The following is a 15,137-nucleotide window of genomic DNA, read 5'->3' as shown; positions in this document are numbered from 1 at the left end:
AAAGATAAGGGGGCTTTATCTGTGATAATTGGAAATGAAACGTGTAAACTAAAGAAAGCAGAGGGGGAAACAGGAATGAGAAAAACGGCAGTACTCGGCATTTTTCTGGCAGGAACCGGCCTTCTGGCAGCCTGCAGCAGTGGAGAAGAGGGAGAAGCACAGGCATGGCTTGAAGAAGACTGGGAAGCTATCAACGCAGAAGCAGATGGCTCGGACGTACGCATGTTCATGTGGGGAGGCGACGACGGCTTAAACCAATATATGGACGAATACGTGATTCCTGCCGTAGAGCAGGAGCATAATATTGATTTGGAGCGTGTGCCGATTGATACAGAAGAAAGCCTGCAGCGGCTTCTTACCGAAAAAGAAGCAGGGGAACAGGAGGGAACGATGGATATTCTCTGGCTGAACGGGGAAAATTTCCGGGCTGCCAAAGAAAACGAGCTGCTTCTCGGGTCATTTACAGAAAAGCTGCCTCGGTTTAATGAATACATAGATGCAGACTCTCCGGAAACGACGCTTGACTTCGGAACACCGACTGAGGGAATGGAATCACCGCTCGGGAAGGTGCAGTTTACATTTATATATGACACAGAAAAGATAGATCAGCCTCCTGACACGTGGGAAGAACTCAGGCAGTGGGCAGAAGACAATCCCGGTGAATTTACGTACCCGGAGGCGACGGATTTTACAGGAAACGCTTTTTTGAGGCAGCTGCTGTATGACCAATATGGAAACGATGCGGCGTTTGCTTCAGAAGCGTTTGATGAAGAGGCGCTGGAAGAAAACACAGAGCCGATGTGGGACTATTTAAATGAGCTGGAAGGCAGCTTGTGGAGAGAGGGCCAGACGTATCCCGCGAGCGTGGAAGAACTGGATCGTCTTTACAGCCGCGGGGAAGTCAGTATGACGATGGGATATAACGAAGCAAGGGCGGAGAGCCTGATACGGGATGGGACATTTCCGGAAACGACCGATACGTTTATGCTCGACAGTGGATCGATCGGGAATACGCATTTTTTAACGATGCCTTTTAATGCCGGGAATCCTGCCGGAGCGATGGTCGTGATGGATTTTCTGCTTTCTCCGGAAGCGCAGATTGAAAAAATGAATCCGGATGGATGGGGCGAAAGCTCTGTTCTTGACCCGGAGCTTCTGACAGAAGAAGACCGTCGTGCTATGGAAGCCGTGGACAGAGGAGCGAGCGTTCCTTCCCAGGAAGAACTTGATAATGCCTACCTCCCGGAATTAGATGCCGATTATGTAGGCTGGCTGGAAGAGAAGTGGAACAATGAAGTTGTTCAGCCGTAAAAAAGCCGGGATTCTCTGGCTTTTTCCGGTGCTGCTTCTGCTGGTAGGCGCTGTATGGTATGCCCTGCTTCAAGTACTGCTTGGCAGTCTGGAAGGGGGAAACGGACAGTTCAGCCTGTCTGTTTATGAAACGTTAGCTGGAAACAGCCGGTTCTGGTCTTCTGCTTTTTTTAGTTTTTATGTAGCCGGTATTTCCACCATGATATCCCTCGTGCTTGGTATTTTTATTGCGAGAGGACTCTATCATTATCTGGAAGACCGGTACAGCCGTTTTCTTATTTGGATTCCGATGGTTTTCCCTCATTTTGTCGGAGCCTATCTTGTTATTTTAATTTTTTCACAGAGCGGCTGGCTTTCGACCGCAGCAGCTTCGCTTGGCTGGATTGATGCGATTGCTGATTTTCCGATTCTGACAAATGACTCCAGGGGCATTGGACTGATTTTGACCTATGTATGGAAAGAAATTCCGTTTGTAGTTCTGATGATGCTTCCGGTGTACCAGGAAATGAATAAAGAATTCGGCCACGCGGCAGCAGCCCTTGGAGCAGGTCCTTATCAGCGTTTCAAAGATATAGAATGGCCGTTTTTGAAGCCGGGCGCTCTTGAAACAGGACTGATTATTTTTTGTTTTGTGTTTGGTGCGTTTGAAGTGCCCTATCTCATTGGAGCCTCTTCTCCTGAAATGGGAGCTGTTCTTGCTTACGAATGGTTTTACAGCGGAGACTGGAGCCGACGTCCGGAAGCGCTGGCTGCAATGACGCTGCTTACCGGAGCCGTTCTGACAGCAGCCGGCTTTATCCTATGGTATGTGCGGAAGCTGCGCAGCCGTCTGGGGGGCGGGAAATAAGATGAAGCATAAAGTGATAATCGGCGTATTCCTGCTTATATTCAGTGTTCTGCCCCTCCTGCTTCTGCTCTTACAGAGTATAGCTCCTGGATGGGGCTGGGGGGAATTATTTCCCTCCGCTGTATCGGTGCAGGCGTGGCAGACAGCTCTCGGAGATCCGGCGTTAAGAGAGGCTGTCGCCGTAACGATCATGGTCATTTTGTTTGTGGCAGCAGGAAATGTAATTCTCGGTGTACCTGCTGCAAAGATGCTTGCCTATAAACACTTCAGAGGCAAGCTGTGGCTTGATAATCTTTTATTTCTTCCTATTCTTATTCCGATGACGGCCGTTGCTATGGGCATTCATTTTACATTTATCCGGGCAGGGCTGGCCGATACATGGCTGGGTACAGCGCTCGTGTTATTTATTCCTACCCTTCCTTATACGATCCGGGTTCTTCGGGCTGGGTTTGAAAGGCTGGGGCCGGAATCAGAGGAACAGGCAAAATCGCTCGGAAGCACTACGCTGCAGGCGCTTATGTTTGTACAGCTTCCGCAGATCATGCCAAGCTTGCGTTCGGCCGTTTTTTTAACGGTAGTGATTACAGCCGGCCAGTATATTCTGCCGGTGATTATTGGCGGAGGCACAGTGCCGATGTTGTCTCTTTTATATTTTCCATATTCCAATTCAGCAAATGAAGCGGTTGTAAGCGCGTTGTCTCTTTTATTTGCGCTGCTTCCCCTTGTGGTCATCCTGCTGGCGGAAATGGTAATGCGTCTTGTGTTTGCAGCGGCCCATCGAAGATAAAGAAGGTGATAACTTGGCATATTTAGAAATTCAATCTTTAACGAAGCAGTATAAAAACGAAATCGTCCTGAATAAAGTTGATATTAAGCTTGAACGGGGCGAAACGATGAGCATTTTGGGACGGTCCGGGACGGGGAAAACAACCCTGCTGCGGACCATTGCCGGAATTGTAAAAGAAGATGACGGCGACATTTTCATTAATGGGGAAAATGTTAAAGAGAAGCCGGCAGAAGACCGGCCGGTCGTCATGATGTTTCAGAAACCGCTTCTTTTTCCTCACATGAATGCAGCTGACAATACGGCGTATGGATTAAAGGTGAAAAAAGTTCCGTCCGGAAAGCGCAGACAAGAGGCGGAGAAGTTTCTGGAAAAAGTAGGTCTTGCCGGATTTGGAGACAAGTTTCCGGCCGAATGCTCGGGAGGGGAGCAGCAGCGGATATCACTCGCCCGGGCTTTAATTGTAAAACCGAAGCTGTTGTTAATGGATGAACCATTTTCCCATCTTGATTCGGAGCTCCGGCGTTCGATGAGGCTGTGGGTAAAGGAAGTCCTGAAAGAAGAAGGGGTAACGGCTCTGTTTGTGACGCATGACCGGGAAGAAGCCGAGCAGATGGGAGATAAACTAGCTGTACTCGGCGACGGGGAAATTCTTCAGTCCGGTCTGGCCGAAGAGCTATACCGCAGGCCGGCTCATCCGATCGTTGCCTCGCTTGCGTCGGAAGGCTTTTTTACAAAAGAAGGGGCATTCGTGCCGCTCGCTGCTATGTCCACGAAAGAGACAACACAGCCGTCCCGGGCGTTTCGGGCTGTAATAATGGAAGAGAGGCAGGCTTATGGGCTGCGTTTCTATAATTACTATTTGAAAGAAGAAGAGGTGGTTATCGCTTTGCAGGACGAAAGCGGTACGGCCGTCCCGGGAAATGAGACTGTTCTTTATGCTCCGGCATCTTCGCTGTTATTTTCGGAACATACCGGGCTTCTGCGGGCAGAAGGAGAAAAGAAATGACTTATAAAAAAACGCTTCTGCTTGCAGGTGCGGCCGCAGCTGCAGGCATTCTTATCTGGCTTAATGTACAGGTGTTTCAAATTCGTCCAGGCGACATTGAGCAGGTGATTGATTCCTACGGATGGCTGGCCCCGGTTATTTATATTGTGCTCTATACGCTGCGCTCGCTTGTGTTTTTTCCGGCTTCTGTCTTTTCGCTTGCCGGCGGGCTTGCCTTCGGGCCGGTGGAAGGTGTGATCTATATTATGATCGGCGCAATGGGAGGATCGATTCTTTCCTTTTATATTGCACGGATGCTCGGCGGAAAAGTGATTGGCAGCAAGTGGAAGGGTAAAGCCGCTGTGTTTCAGACCCAGCTGAACGAAAATGGCTTTTTGTATGCGCTCATTATGAGACTGATTCCGGTGCTGAACTTCGATCTGGTCAGCTATATATGCGGCCTGTCGACCATCCGTTTCCGGGCTTATGCAGCGGCGACGCTGATCGGAATTTTCCCGGGAGCGCTCGGCTACAGCCTGCTTGGATCAGGGCTTGTAAGCGGCGATTTTACGCAGATAATTGTAGCATTCAGCGTGTTTCTTGCGATTGCTGCTTTTGTTTATTTATTAAAAAGGGTAAGAGTAGGAAGAGATATTATTAATAAAGCATCCGCAGATGAGGACGATAACTAATGCTTGATACGCACGCGAGAAAATATGTACAGCCGGCTATCGGACACGCAGCGGATTTCTTTCTCCGCAGAGGCCTGTCGGCCAACCAGGTAACGGTGATCTCTTTTATTATTGGAGTGGCTGCGGGACCGCTTGTTTATTTAGGTCTGGGTCCTGCTGCCGTGCTGCTTCTCTGGGTTTCCGGTTTTCTTGATGCCGTGGACGGCTCTATGGCAAGAAAAACGAAGCCTTCAGCATTTGGTACCGTGATGGACGTGACGTTCGACCGTCTCGTTGAGATCAGCGTGCTGCTCGGTCTCGCTTTTTTATTTCCGGATTTAATGTGGCTGTTTCTGCTGCTGAGCGTGTCGATTATATTCTCCATGACGGTATTCTTAACCGTCGGCAGTGTCTCCGACCAGAAAGGCATTAAATCTTTTTACTATCAGGCCGGGCTCGCAGAACGGACGGAAGGCTTTATTTTATTTACGATTATGATTCTGTTTCCATCTATTCTTCTTTATTCCACGATGCTGTTTCTTTTTGTAGAAGTGTTTACAGGCATCCAGCGTTTAGTTGAAGCAAAAAAAATATTAAAGGAGCCTGCAGAATGAAAAAATACGATCTTATTATTATCGGCGGCGGATCGGGCGGCTTAACAGCCGCATCCGGTGCTGCGCAGTTCGGTGCCTCGGTAGCGCTCGTTGAAAAAAAGAATAACCTCGGCGGAGACTGTCTTCATGCCGGATGTGTTCCGTCCAAAGCATTTATTACGGTGGGAAAAGAAATCCACCAGGCAAGAAAAGCCGCTGAACAGCATAATCTACAGCTTGCAGGCGACATCTCTCTTGCTCAGGTGAATCGGCGGGTCCATGATGCCATAGACGATATTCAGGAAATGGATGATGTGTCCCGCTTTGAAGAAATGGGCGTGGATGTATATTTAAAGGAAGCCGTATTTACAGGTCCGCATACGGTTCAGCTTGGAGACGGTGAAGAGATAGAAGGCAAGCGGATTGTCATTGCCACTGGTTCGAAAGCGGTTATTCCACCGATCGATAACATAGAGGCCCTGCCTTACTTTACTAACGAAACCATTTTTGATGCGGAAGAACTTCCCGGCCATATCGTCTGTGTGGGCGGAGGTCCGGTGGGCGTAGAGCTCGCCCAGGTACTGGCCCGCCTTGGTGCGAAAGTGACCATCGTTGATAATGCGCCCCGTCTGTTTCCAAATGAAGAAGAGGAGATCGGCAGGCGCGTACAGAGCGCGCTGCTTGAAGAACTGAACTTTGTTCCAAATGCCCGCGTGGAAGCGATAGAAGAGGATAAAGCGTCCGGACTTGTGTACGCCGTACTGTCCAACGGAGAAAAAATAAAAGCAGACGCCCTGCTGATTGCGGCAGGACGCCGCCCAAACACGGATTCACTTCAGCTTGGTAAAGCAGGTATTGATCCGGCCAAGGATGGAAGCATACCCGTGAAGCCGACCCTTCAGACAAAAGCACCGCATATTTACGCGGTCGGAGACGTAACGGGTGAATATGCGTTTACGCACGCAGCCGGCCTGGAAGGGCAGATTGTTGTAACAAATGCAGTCTTCGGTCTGCGCAGGAAAGTGTCCTACAGTACGCTTCCGTGGGTCTTTTACACCGAACCGGAGCTGTTCCGGCTTGGACTCACAGAGCAGCAGGCAAGAGAAAAGCACGGAGACAGCATCAACGTGTACAAGGTGAACGGCGGAGACGTCGATCGGTTTATTGCCGAACGCGACAAAACGCCGCTCGTGAAGATTATAACGGATAAGCGCGGGAAAATTCTCGGTGCCCACGCAGCCGGGAAAAATGCCTCCGACTGGATGCATGAAGTAGTAGCAGCGAAAGCATGGAAAAAGCCGCTCCGCTCGTTTTCAAGTATTGTCTATCCATACCCATCACGCGGGGAAATCCTGAAAAAAGCGGCTGATATCTACTGGCGCGAAAAGCTTTTTGACAGCAGCGCCACAAAGCTTCTGAAAAAATACGTGCAGACGTTCCGATAAAAGAAAGGGTGAAAGCGACATGCCAAAGCGCCTGCTTTTAATCGGAGCCGGACATGCTCATTTGACAATGATCCGCGACTGGAATGAAGCTGAGAAAAAAGAGATGGAGTGGGTTCTGATTTCACCGGGGCCGTACCATTATTATTCCGGCATGTTTTCCGGTTTAATGGAAGGGCTGTACAAAAAAGAAGAGGTACGTGTGGAGCTGGGAGCTTTCTGCCGCCGCCATGGAGGTTCTTTTCTGGAAGGGGCCGCGGTAAAGATTGATTATAATCACAAGCAGGTGCAGACAGATCGCGGCGATACGCTGTTTTTTGATGCGGCCTCGATTAACATAGGAGCTGGAACGGCTGGTGCTTCTCGAGGGGAGGGGTCCCATGTTCTTAAACCGGCTCTGGGTGTACCGGAAACGGTAGAGCGGATGCGGCATGCAGACCGTCCGGCAGTAATAGGAAGCGGGTACGGTGGAGTTGAAATGGCTCTTTCTTTGCAGGCATGGAGGCAGAAGCACCGCCGGGAAGCATATCCGGTCCGTTTATTTTCATCAGGAGGCATTATGCCGGATGAAACGAAGCAGATCCAGCATGCTGTGCGGAAGATTCTTCAAAAACGAAAGGTGCAGATAATAGAAGAAGGTCGGGCCGGAGAAAAGGAAGGATTGCTGCATACGGATAACGCGAGCCATTCCTTTGATGAAGCACTCTGGCTGACAGGAAGCGCCGCCCATCCGCTGTTTCAGGCATCTTCTCTTCCAACCGCAGAGGATGGATCCCTTCTTGTTAATGCCGGTATGCAGGTGCCGGGAATGCCAGAGCTTTTTGGCGCAGGGGACAGTGTAACGATGGACGCCTATCCAAATCTTCCTAAAAACGGTGTCTATGCGATCCGTCAGGCTCCCGTGCTGAAAGAAAATATTACGTCCTTTTTCCAGAGCGGAACAACACAATTATTCACACCGCAGAAGAACTATACAGCGATCCTTTCAACAGGCGGGAGAAAGGGCTTTCTCATCAGAGGAAGGCTTCATTTTAAAGGCTCGACAGCATGGCGCCTGAAAAACAGGATTGATAAAAAGTTCATGACGTCGCTTCATTCTTAAGGATATGTACAGGAATAGAATAAGGTACAGCTGAATGGCTGGTTGATGTTTGGCCGCAGGCCGGGCTTTAACCAGCCTTTTTTATCCAGGGGGGATAACTATGAGAACACTGGTTACCGGCTTTACAGGAAAAGTTGGGTACGAGGTGGCTAAAAAGCTTAAAGCTGAAAATGTTTACCATGTCTGTGCTGTCCGTGATCCTGAAAAAGCCGAAGCGGCATTTGGTGATGAATATGATTTTGTAAAGCTTGATTTCTCCGATCCCGGCACATTTGATGAGGCGCTCGAGCAGGTGGATCGTATTTTTTTAATGTATCCTCCGGGAGGTAACTTTCCGTTTAAGAAATTTCTGGAACAGGCAAAAAAAAGCGGAATTGTGCATATTGCTTATTTATCCCTGAAAGACGCACAGTATATACCATTTTTACATCACTACAAAATGGAAAAATTAATAAAAAAATCAGCTATTCCCTATACATTTGTACGGGCGGGATACTTCATGCAGAATTTAAACGATTTTCTCCGCGAAGAAATAAAAGAAAAGCAGCGCATCTTTGTTCCGGCAGGAAAGGGGAAAACGAGCTTTGTTGATACAAGGGATCTTGCTGAAATATCAGCTCTGGCATTAGTTCACTCCGAAAGGCATAAAAACAAAAGCTATGCGGTCACAGGAGCAGAAGCGCTCGATTTTTACGAAGTAGCAGAAATCATGACGAATATTCTAGGGGTGAATATTGAGTATACAGAGCCATCCGTAAAAGAGTTTAAAGCATATATGGAGAAAAGGGGTGAAAATAAAGCATTTATTAATGTAACAGCCGGTATTCATATTTCAACAAAGCTCGGTTTGGCAAAGGGAGTTACGCATGATTATCAAAAAATAACAGGCGGAGAACCTACAAATATCCGGACTTATATCGAAGATTTTAAAGAGTATTGGGAAGGATAGAAATAGAACAGTGCTGATAGAAAAGAAAAGCTGCCTTACTTCTTTATGATTTAACTGCATATATGATTTGTTCTGTCCCTGGCATAGAGACCTTTCTCTTAGTCAGGTTTTTTACGTTTTCTCCATATCCGGACAGCTTTAGTATCCGAACAAATTCGGCTCGGTTTTGCGTTCGACGGGTTCGATATTCTGGATGATTTCAGTCAGTACATAGGACGCAACAGCCGGGGAGGCCGTTACTCCCGGAGAATCAAGGCCGGCCAGGTGAATCAGCCGCGGATAAGCTTCGGATGGACGAATATAAAAGTCAGGGTCGGTGATACTGGAGCGGATTCCGGCATAATAACGTTCTTCAAAATGATAGGGAAGCTCCACTGCAAGCATGTTGACCTCATGCCGAATCTGATCAATGCCTTCTTTTGTAGGCAGAGCAGAACGGAAGTCTTTCTGTTGAGTATCGGTTGGTCCCAGGCGAATGGTTCCGTCCGGCTGGGGAATAATTAAAACTCCTTTAGTAAGGCTGGTCGGCGGCGGGTAAATAATATGGTTGATAAATCCCGCAGCCTGTCTGCTGAGCACCAGGTATTCCCCGCGCCTGGAAACCGGCTCAAACGGCACTTTGTCTTCAATCATTCCGGCTATAAATCCGGAGGCGGCACCGGCAGCATTAATGACAAACCGGCTTTGGAAAACACGGCCTTCTTTTGTTTCTGCTTCAAATCCGAAAGCGGACTTTTTCAGGGCGGTTACTTCAGTATTTGTATAAATTTCCGCACCATTAAGCCGGGCATTGGCTGCAAGTCTTTCCGTCAGCACGGAGGTGTCTGCACTCATCGCTTCGGGCATAAACAGTCCGCCTTTCACGTCGGGGTGCAGGTTTGGTTCCCGTTCGAGCAGTTCTTCCCGGCTGCAGAGCGTAATGGTATCAATACCTTCTGCCTCACTCTGCTGCTTCAGGCGATGTAGTTTCTGCAATTCTTCTTCCGTCCGCGCTGTGACAATGGCGCCGTTATGAAATACGGGAACATCAAAATGACGCGCAAGCTGCTGATGAAGAAAGCTTCCTTTTTTACCAAGCACAGACTTCAGCTTTCCTTTATCAGGAGGCATCATTGCGGGGGGATGAACAAGTGCGCTGTTGTGCGTGGACTGAACGCCGGAGAGACTGCGGCCTTTTTCGAGAAGCACCGTCCGTCCTTTGCAGTGGGAAAGCTCACGCGCGAGCGCGGTACCGATAACACCACCGCCAATAATCAAAAAATCAATCATCTGCTTCACTCCTTTTTTGAAGTACCATCGTAAAGTTGAAAACAGAAATTCATGTTTATTTCAGCGGCAGGGAGCACCGGCAGCTTAGTCCGCCTTAAGGCGGTGTGAATAATTAATGTGTACAGCGGTTTGTAAAGAGAAAAACGAGCCTTGTTTCAGATTATTCTATCACATTCCAAACGTGAACTCCTCTCATATGCTGTAAGGAAAGCATGAGATGAATCTACTGAAGATATGCAGCCAAATGCCTGATTTACAAGCATTATGGAAATAATTACAAAATTAAAAAAGCTTGACTTACTATCTCATTTAGATGAGAATTGAATGAGAATGATATTTATTATCAATTAAAACATTATTATTTGGGGGGATTTATTATGAAAAGAAAGCCGCGTTTATTAACTGTTTTACTTCCTGCTGCTTCGCTGTTGGCGCTTGCAGCGTGCGGCAGCGATAATGGAAGCGAAGACAGCGGTTCAGGAGAAAATAATACAGAACAAAACAGTGCAGAGGAAGAAAACGCAGAAAATGACCAGGCGGGGTCGGAGGGCGGAGAAGTGAATCTGTACACAAGCCGTCACTATGATACAGACGAAGCCCTTTATGAACAATTCACGGAAGAAACAGGTATTGAAGTCAATGTGGTCTCCGGAGAGGATGACGAACTTATTCAACGGATGGAACGTGAAGGGGAAGCTACAGAAGGAGACGTATTTATCACAGCAGATGCCGGCCGTCTCTATCGTGCAAAAGAAGCAGATCTTCTTCAGCCAACGGATTCTGAAGTGTTAAATGAGAATATTCCTGAAAATTACCGGGATCCTGATAATGAATGGTTCGGCTTGACCAAACGTGCCCGCATTTTTGTTTATGATCCGGAACGTGTAGATGAATCGGATCTGTCTACTTATGAAGCCCTTACAGACGAAGAATGGGAAGACCGCATTCTTATACGGGCCTCAGAAAATATTTATAACCAATCATTGATGGCTTCCTTTATTGAAATAAAAGGAGAAGAAGAAGCCAGAGAGTGGGCGGAAGGCATTGTAAATAACATGGCCCGCGATCCGCAGGGCGGAGATCGGGATCAGGCACTCGGTGTTGCTTCCGGTGAAGGAGATGTAGCTATTATGAACTCCTACTATTTCGGCCAGATGCTGAACTCCTCTGAAGAGGAAGAAGTAAATGCGGCAGAAAACCTGGAAGTATTTTTCCCGAATCAGGAGGAAGAGGGCACACATATTAATATCAGCGGCGCAGGAGTTACACAGCACGGACCTAATTCAGAAGAAGCCGTACAGTTCATAGAGTTTCTCTCAGGAGAAGAAGCACAGGATGATTTTTCTGAAGCAAACTATGAATATCCAGTAAATCCAGACGTAGAGCCTTCTGAGCTGCTTCAGTCGTGGGGTGACTTTGAAGAGCAGGACATTAACCTGACGATTTTAGGCGAAAATAATGCCCAGGCGCAGATGCTTATGAATGAAGTCGGCTGGAAATAATGAATTCCGGCTGCGGCAGGATGTTGAAAGAGATTATCCTGCCAATTAGAAAAAGAGCCGCTTTTTTATATAGTCAATAAAATTTCCAGGTACGGTTCGTCACTCTCATTTACTAAAGGACAGATGTATATGCCTTTCTTTAAAAGTCCATCAGCAGCAGCTCTGGGGTGGGGGAGCGGAGCGGCAGGTTTTGTCATTCTGCTTTTACTGCCGCTGAGTTTTCTTTTATACCGGATGATCCAGCCGGCAGGGGAAAATTGGGCCCACATTCAAGAGTACCTGCTGCTTGGCTATACAATAGACACGCTGACGCTGGCCGTTATAGTGGGGATTTTGTCCATTGCTCTTGGTACAACGCTGGCCTGGCTTGTTTCCGCCTATTCGTTTCCATTCAGAAACACATTAAAATGGGCACTGCTTATGCCGCTGGCCATTCCTCCGTATATTGGCGGCTACGCGTACCATGGGATGGTAAACTATACGGGATTTGTTCAGCGGACGCTCCGTAACACCTTTGATATAGAGGTGTCGCAGCGATATTTTGACATTATGAATATTCCCGGCGCTGTGTTTATTTTTACTATTTTTTTATATCCGTATGTTTATGCTATTACCCGGGCCTTCTTTGCCCGCCAGGCGACAACGCTCATTGAAAATGCCAGGGTGCTTGGAAGCGGCCCGGTTCGTACGTTTTTTCGTATCGTACTGCCGGTTTCACGGGCAGCGATTGTAGGCGGAGTAACGCTTGTCATGCTGGAAGTTTTAAATGACTATGGACTTGTGAGCTATTTTGGTGTTCAGACGTTTAGTACTGCTATTTTCCAGACGTGGTATGCACTGGATGATCTCGATTCAGCGATCCGGCTTGCCGGCATTCTAATGGGACTGGTGCTTGTCTTTCTGGTGCTGGAGAAAGTTTTTCGGGGACGGCGTCAGTACAGCTACAGTTCGGCTAAAGTTTCGCCATTAAAGCCCCGGGAACTTGAAGGCTGGAAAAAGTGGAGCACTCTCGGTTTTTGCGGCACGGTTCTTCTGCTTGGATTTATTCTTCCGATGGTGCAGCTGCTTTACTGGGGAATGCTGACCTATGAAGCGGTTTTTTCCGCCCAGTTTGTTTCCCTTGTGCGTAATTCTACGCTGGCTTCGGGCATTAGTTCTCTTCTCGTAGTCGTGTTTGCAGTGATCGTTGCAAATTTCACCCGCATCGTTCCCGGTTGGCTTTCTACCATCACTGCACGGTTTACTGTTCTTGGATATTCTATTCCCGGAGCAGTTATTGCGGTGGGGGTTCTGAGTTTTTTCATTTACATCGAACAGCGATTACAGTTTTTCTATGCCTTCTCGGGTATTTCCAGCGGGCTGGTGCTGAGTACGAGCCTGGTTATGCTGATATTTGCTTACGTGATACGCTTTATGGCTGTGGGATATAATTCGATTGAATCTGGTTTTGAAAAAGTCGGACGGCGTTACTCAGAAGCTTCACGTACTCTTGGCATGGGGTGGCTGCAGACTTTTTTTAAAGTGGATCTTCCGATGATCCGGGCGGCTGTTTTCAGCGGATTTATTCTTGTGTTTGTAGATATATTAAAAGAACTGCCGCTGACGCTGATTCTCCGGCCGTTTAATTTTGAAACGCTGGCAACGACCGCTTATCGATATGCAAGCGATGAACGGATTCAGGAAACGGCGGTACCATCCCTGGCTATTATTTTAGTAAGTGGTGCGGCAATGTATATTTTTCATATTTTCATTGAAAAGGAGCCGAATTAGATGCATGTACAAATATCCGGTCTCGAATTTTCTTATAGGAAAGCGTCTGGTACAGTCATTCAAAATTTCAACCTTCATATGAAGGAAGGGGAAATTGTCTCCATTCTTGGGGAAAGCGGAAGTGGGAAAAGTACTGTTCTCCGCCTGATTGCCGGTCTGGAAAATCCTTCAAAAGGAAAAATCCAGGTAGGGAGCGATACGTATGTAAACGGCCAAAACAGCAGGATGCTCCCGGTAGAGAAGCGCGGACTTGGGATGGTGTTTCAGGATTACGCTTTATTTCCTCATATGACGGTGGGGGCCAATATCCTTTACGGTTTAAAAAAGTGGAAAGGGCCGAAGCGGAAAGCCAGGCTCCAGGAGATGCTGACCCTCGTTAATATGACAGAATACAAAAAACGCTATCCGCATGAGCTGAGCGGCGGACAGCAGCAGCGGGTGGCACTTGCCCGAGCCCTGGCTCCTGAGCCGGCGCTGCTCCTTTTGGATGAACCATTCAGTAATTTAGATGCCCACTTAAAACAGCAGATTCGGGATGAGCTGCGGGAGATGATTAAGTATGCAGGGGCAACCACAATTTTTGTAACGCATGATCGGGAGGATGCCAGAGTGCTTTCTGACCGTGTCATTTTCCTGGATAAAGGAAAAGTCCAGAAGGCCGGGCGTTCGGGTGATCTGCTGCAGGAATCTTTATATGCTTCTGAAAGGGAAAGAGAGCTTACGCTGCTGATGGATTAAAGACAGCCTTCTGTTTCGTTTTCGTTGGCTTACTACAGCAAAAACCCTGCACTGCAGGGTTTTTTTATTATGAAAATTAAAGGACAGCTGTACGGCTGTTGTAATGACATTTATTACGATTTAGCAGCTTTACTCAAGTCGAGCAGGTATTGGATAGCTTTGAGGATTTCATCCGGAGAATCCGTATGAATGGTGGCGTGTCCGGCATTGTTGAGTATATGGTGCTCTCCATATTTAACAGAGGCGGCCAATTTTGAATAAATGATTTTTTTCGAGTTATTGAATGGCGTAATAAATCTGCGTAGAAAAGATGGACTTGTTATCAGCTTCGTAAACGGATCAATTTCCGTTACCGAAAACACAAGCAAAGGGATATTCGGAAGAGATCCTCCTTCACGGAGTTCAGCATAAAGTTCACTTTTTAAATTTTTTCTTTCTGTCATTGTTTTCGATAGAGTACGGAGATGGTAGTCAATCAGCGGCTTACGTATGGTATCCGGCCACCCGGTAAACATCTGTTCATAAATTCTGCGGAAGGACTGTTTGTATGTGAGGAGGGTCCGGAGAATGACCACTGCCTGTCCGGGAAGGTAGCGTTTTTCGAATGTGGGGGTATTGGTAAGAAAATCCTCGTGGGGCGGTTCCAGAAGAAGCATTCCAGCTGTTTCTTCTGGAAATCGCTGTGCATACCGCTGTGCATATATGCCGCCAAGTGAATGGCCGACAAATAGATAAGGAGCGGGTATATCAGCGGCGTGCAGCAAATGCTGCAGTTCATTAGTAACTTCCCGGGCACTTCGCGGGAGCTTAACCTGATCGCTCCATCCTGTTCCAGCCCGATCATAGATGACTGAGGTGGTATGTTTTCCGGTTTCTTTGTGAATGTTTAAATAATCAAGACCTATCATGCCGGCTGCCGGTAAAAATACAACTGCCGGACTTCCTATTCCAGCCCGGTCGAGTAACAAACGCCGATCTTTCACACGATAATAATGTCCAACTGGTGCTTCATTGACTGAGGATTTATCCGTCTGAGATTGATTTATAGAATTCTTCATCCTGACATCACGACCTCCAATCATTCATTTGACTGCGGTTAAGATTAATTTTATTATAAATTCATTCATCGTCCCGGGCAATTGCTTTTATCTATTTGGAAGCAGCCTAAATC

Annotated in this window: 14 protein-coding genes; 12 read left to right on the top strand and 2 right to left on the bottom strand. The window is 47.6% G+C overall.

What is annotated here, in order from left to right:
• Nucleotides 1-21 precede the first annotated feature (21 nt).
• From ATL39_RS07555 to ATL39_RS07515, 9 genes are all read left to right on the top strand, one after another.
• Complete coding sequence (locus ATL39_RS07555; RefSeq protein ID WP_245960948.1) at nt 22-1,311, top strand: ABC transporter substrate-binding protein; 1,290 nt, start codon at nt 22-24, stop codon at nt 1,309-1,311.
• Nucleotides 1,292-2,158 carry an ABC transporter permease gene (locus tag ATL39_RS07550; protein WP_120192716.1) on the top strand — a complete coding sequence of 289 codons (867 nt, stop codon included), beginning with the start codon at nt 1,292-1,294 and terminating at the stop codon, nt 2,156-2,158. Before ATL39_RS07555 ends, ATL39_RS07550 begins: the two co-directional genes overlap by 20 nt.
• Nucleotide 2,159: 1 nt before the next feature.
• Complete coding sequence (locus ATL39_RS07545; protein ID WP_170146867.1) at nt 2,160-2,945, top strand: ABC transporter permease; 786 nt, start codon at nt 2,160-2,162, stop codon at nt 2,943-2,945.
• 13 nt (nt 2,946-2,958) lie between these two features.
• On the top strand, nt 2,959-3,951 hold the full coding sequence (locus ATL39_RS07540) for an ABC transporter ATP-binding protein (protein WP_120192714.1): 993 nt from the start codon (nt 2,959-2,961) through the stop codon (nt 3,949-3,951).
• Nucleotides 3,948-4,622: a TVP38/TMEM64 family protein gene (locus tag ATL39_RS07535; RefSeq protein ID WP_120192713.1), complete on the top strand. Its 675-nt coding sequence runs from the start codon at nt 3,948-3,950 to the stop codon at nt 4,620-4,622. The genes ATL39_RS07540 and ATL39_RS07535 overlap by 4 nt, the downstream gene beginning before the upstream one ends.
• Nucleotides 4,622-5,215 carry a CDP-alcohol phosphatidyltransferase family protein gene (locus ATL39_RS07530; protein WP_120192712.1) on the top strand — a complete coding sequence of 198 codons (594 nt, stop codon included), beginning with the start codon at nt 4,622-4,624 and terminating at the stop codon, nt 5,213-5,215. Before ATL39_RS07535 ends, ATL39_RS07530 begins: the two co-directional genes overlap by 1 nt.
• Entirely contained in the window at nt 5,212-6,639 is a 1,428-nt protein-coding gene (locus ATL39_RS07525; protein ID WP_120192711.1) for a dihydrolipoyl dehydrogenase family protein, read from the top strand. The genes ATL39_RS07530 and ATL39_RS07525 overlap by 4 nt, the downstream gene beginning before the upstream one ends.
• A gap of 19 nt (nt 6,640-6,658) precedes the next feature.
• The gene (locus tag ATL39_RS07520) at nt 6,659-7,738 is read left to right on the top strand and encodes an NAD(P)/FAD-dependent oxidoreductase (protein WP_120192710.1); all 1,080 of its coding nucleotides are present in this window, start codon (nt 6,659-6,661) and stop codon (nt 7,736-7,738) included.
• Between the two features lie 100 nt (nt 7,739-7,838).
• A complete protein-coding gene (locus tag ATL39_RS07515) occupies nt 7,839-8,687 on the top strand; it encodes an SDR family oxidoreductase (RefSeq protein ID WP_120192709.1) in 849 nt (282 codons plus the stop codon).
• A gap of 138 nt (nt 8,688-8,825) precedes the next feature.
• Here ATL39_RS07515 and ATL39_RS07510 read toward each other — a convergent pair whose 3' ends face one another.
• A complete protein-coding gene (locus ATL39_RS07510; protein ID WP_120192708.1) occupies nt 8,826-9,956 on the bottom strand; it encodes an NAD(P)/FAD-dependent oxidoreductase in 1,131 nt (376 codons plus the stop codon).
• A 377-nt stretch (nt 9,957-10,333) separates the two neighbouring features.
• Between ATL39_RS07510 and ATL39_RS07505 the strand changes: the two genes are divergently transcribed.
• The 3 genes from ATL39_RS07505 to ATL39_RS07495 all read left to right on the top strand — a co-directional run bounded on the left by ATL39_RS07505 (nt 10,334) and on the right by ATL39_RS07495 (nt 13,966).
• Complete coding sequence (locus ATL39_RS07505; protein ID WP_120192707.1) at nt 10,334-11,458, top strand: Fe(3+) ABC transporter substrate-binding protein; 1,125 nt, start codon at nt 10,334-10,336, stop codon at nt 11,456-11,458.
• Nucleotides 11,459-11,587: 129 nt separating this feature from the next.
• Entirely contained in the window at nt 11,588-13,228 is a 1,641-nt protein-coding gene (locus tag ATL39_RS07500; protein WP_120192706.1) for an ABC transporter permease, read from the top strand.
• Nucleotides 13,229-13,966, top strand: coding sequence for an ABC transporter ATP-binding protein (locus ATL39_RS07495; RefSeq protein ID WP_120192705.1), 738 nt, complete (start codon nt 13,229-13,231; stop codon nt 13,964-13,966).
• A gap of 113 nt (nt 13,967-14,079) precedes the next feature.
• On the opposite strand, the gene ATL39_RS07490 is transcribed toward ATL39_RS07495, so the two are convergent.
• Nucleotides 14,080-15,024 carry an alpha/beta fold hydrolase gene (locus ATL39_RS07490; RefSeq protein WP_170146866.1) on the bottom strand — a complete coding sequence of 315 codons (945 nt, stop codon included), beginning with the start codon at nt 15,022-15,024 and terminating at the stop codon, nt 14,080-14,082.
• Between the last annotated feature and the right edge of the window lie 113 nt (nt 15,025-15,137).

Source organism: Sinobaca qinghaiensis (genome assembly GCF_003610495.1).
GTDB lineage: Bacteria > Bacillota > Bacilli > Bacillales > Marinococcaceae > Sinobaca > Sinobaca qinghaiensis.
Note: the sequence above shows the minus strand (reverse complement) of the source record. Positions and strands in the feature narration are given on the sequence as shown.

Excerpts from the sequence above, each read along its gene's own strand:
- ATL39_RS07505 (WP_120192707.1), top strand. The coding sequence starts at position 10,334 with ATGAAAAGAAAGCCGCGTTTATTAACTGTTTTACTTCCTGCTGCTTCG.
- ATL39_RS07510 (WP_120192708.1), bottom strand. The coding sequence starts at position 9,956 with ATGATTGATTTTTTGATTATTGGCGGTGGTGTTATCGGTACCGCGCTC.
- ATL39_RS07495 (WP_120192705.1), top strand. The coding sequence starts at position 13,229 with ATGCATGTACAAATATCCGGTCTCGAATTTTCTTATAGGAAAGCGTCT.
- ATL39_RS07525 (WP_120192711.1), top strand. The coding sequence starts at position 5,212 with ATGAAAAAATACGATCTTATTATTATCGGCGGCGGATCGGGCGGCTTA.
- ATL39_RS07515 (WP_120192709.1), top strand. The coding sequence starts at position 7,839 with ATGAGAACACTGGTTACCGGCTTTACAGGAAAAGTTGGGTACGAGGTG.
- ATL39_RS07520 (WP_120192710.1), top strand. The coding sequence starts at position 6,659 with ATGCCAAAGCGCCTGCTTTTAATCGGAGCCGGACATGCTCATTTGACA.
- ATL39_RS07545 (WP_170146867.1), top strand. The coding sequence starts at position 2,160 with ATGAAGCATAAAGTGATAATCGGCGTATTCCTGCTTATATTCAGTGTT.
- ATL39_RS07500 (WP_120192706.1), top strand. The coding sequence starts at position 11,588 with ATGCCTTTCTTTAAAAGTCCATCAGCAGCAGCTCTGGGGTGGGGGAGC.
- ATL39_RS07530 (WP_120192712.1), top strand. The coding sequence starts at position 4,622 with ATGCTTGATACGCACGCGAGAAAATATGTACAGCCGGCTATCGGACAC.
- ATL39_RS07535 (WP_120192713.1), top strand. The coding sequence starts at position 3,948 with ATGACTTATAAAAAAACGCTTCTGCTTGCAGGTGCGGCCGCAGCTGCA.
- ATL39_RS07550 (WP_120192716.1), top strand. The coding sequence starts at position 1,292 with ATGAAGTTGTTCAGCCGTAAAAAAGCCGGGATTCTCTGGCTTTTTCCG.
- ATL39_RS07490 (WP_170146866.1), bottom strand. The coding sequence starts at position 15,024 with ATGAAGAATTCTATAAATCAATCTCAGACGGATAAATCCTCAGTCAAT.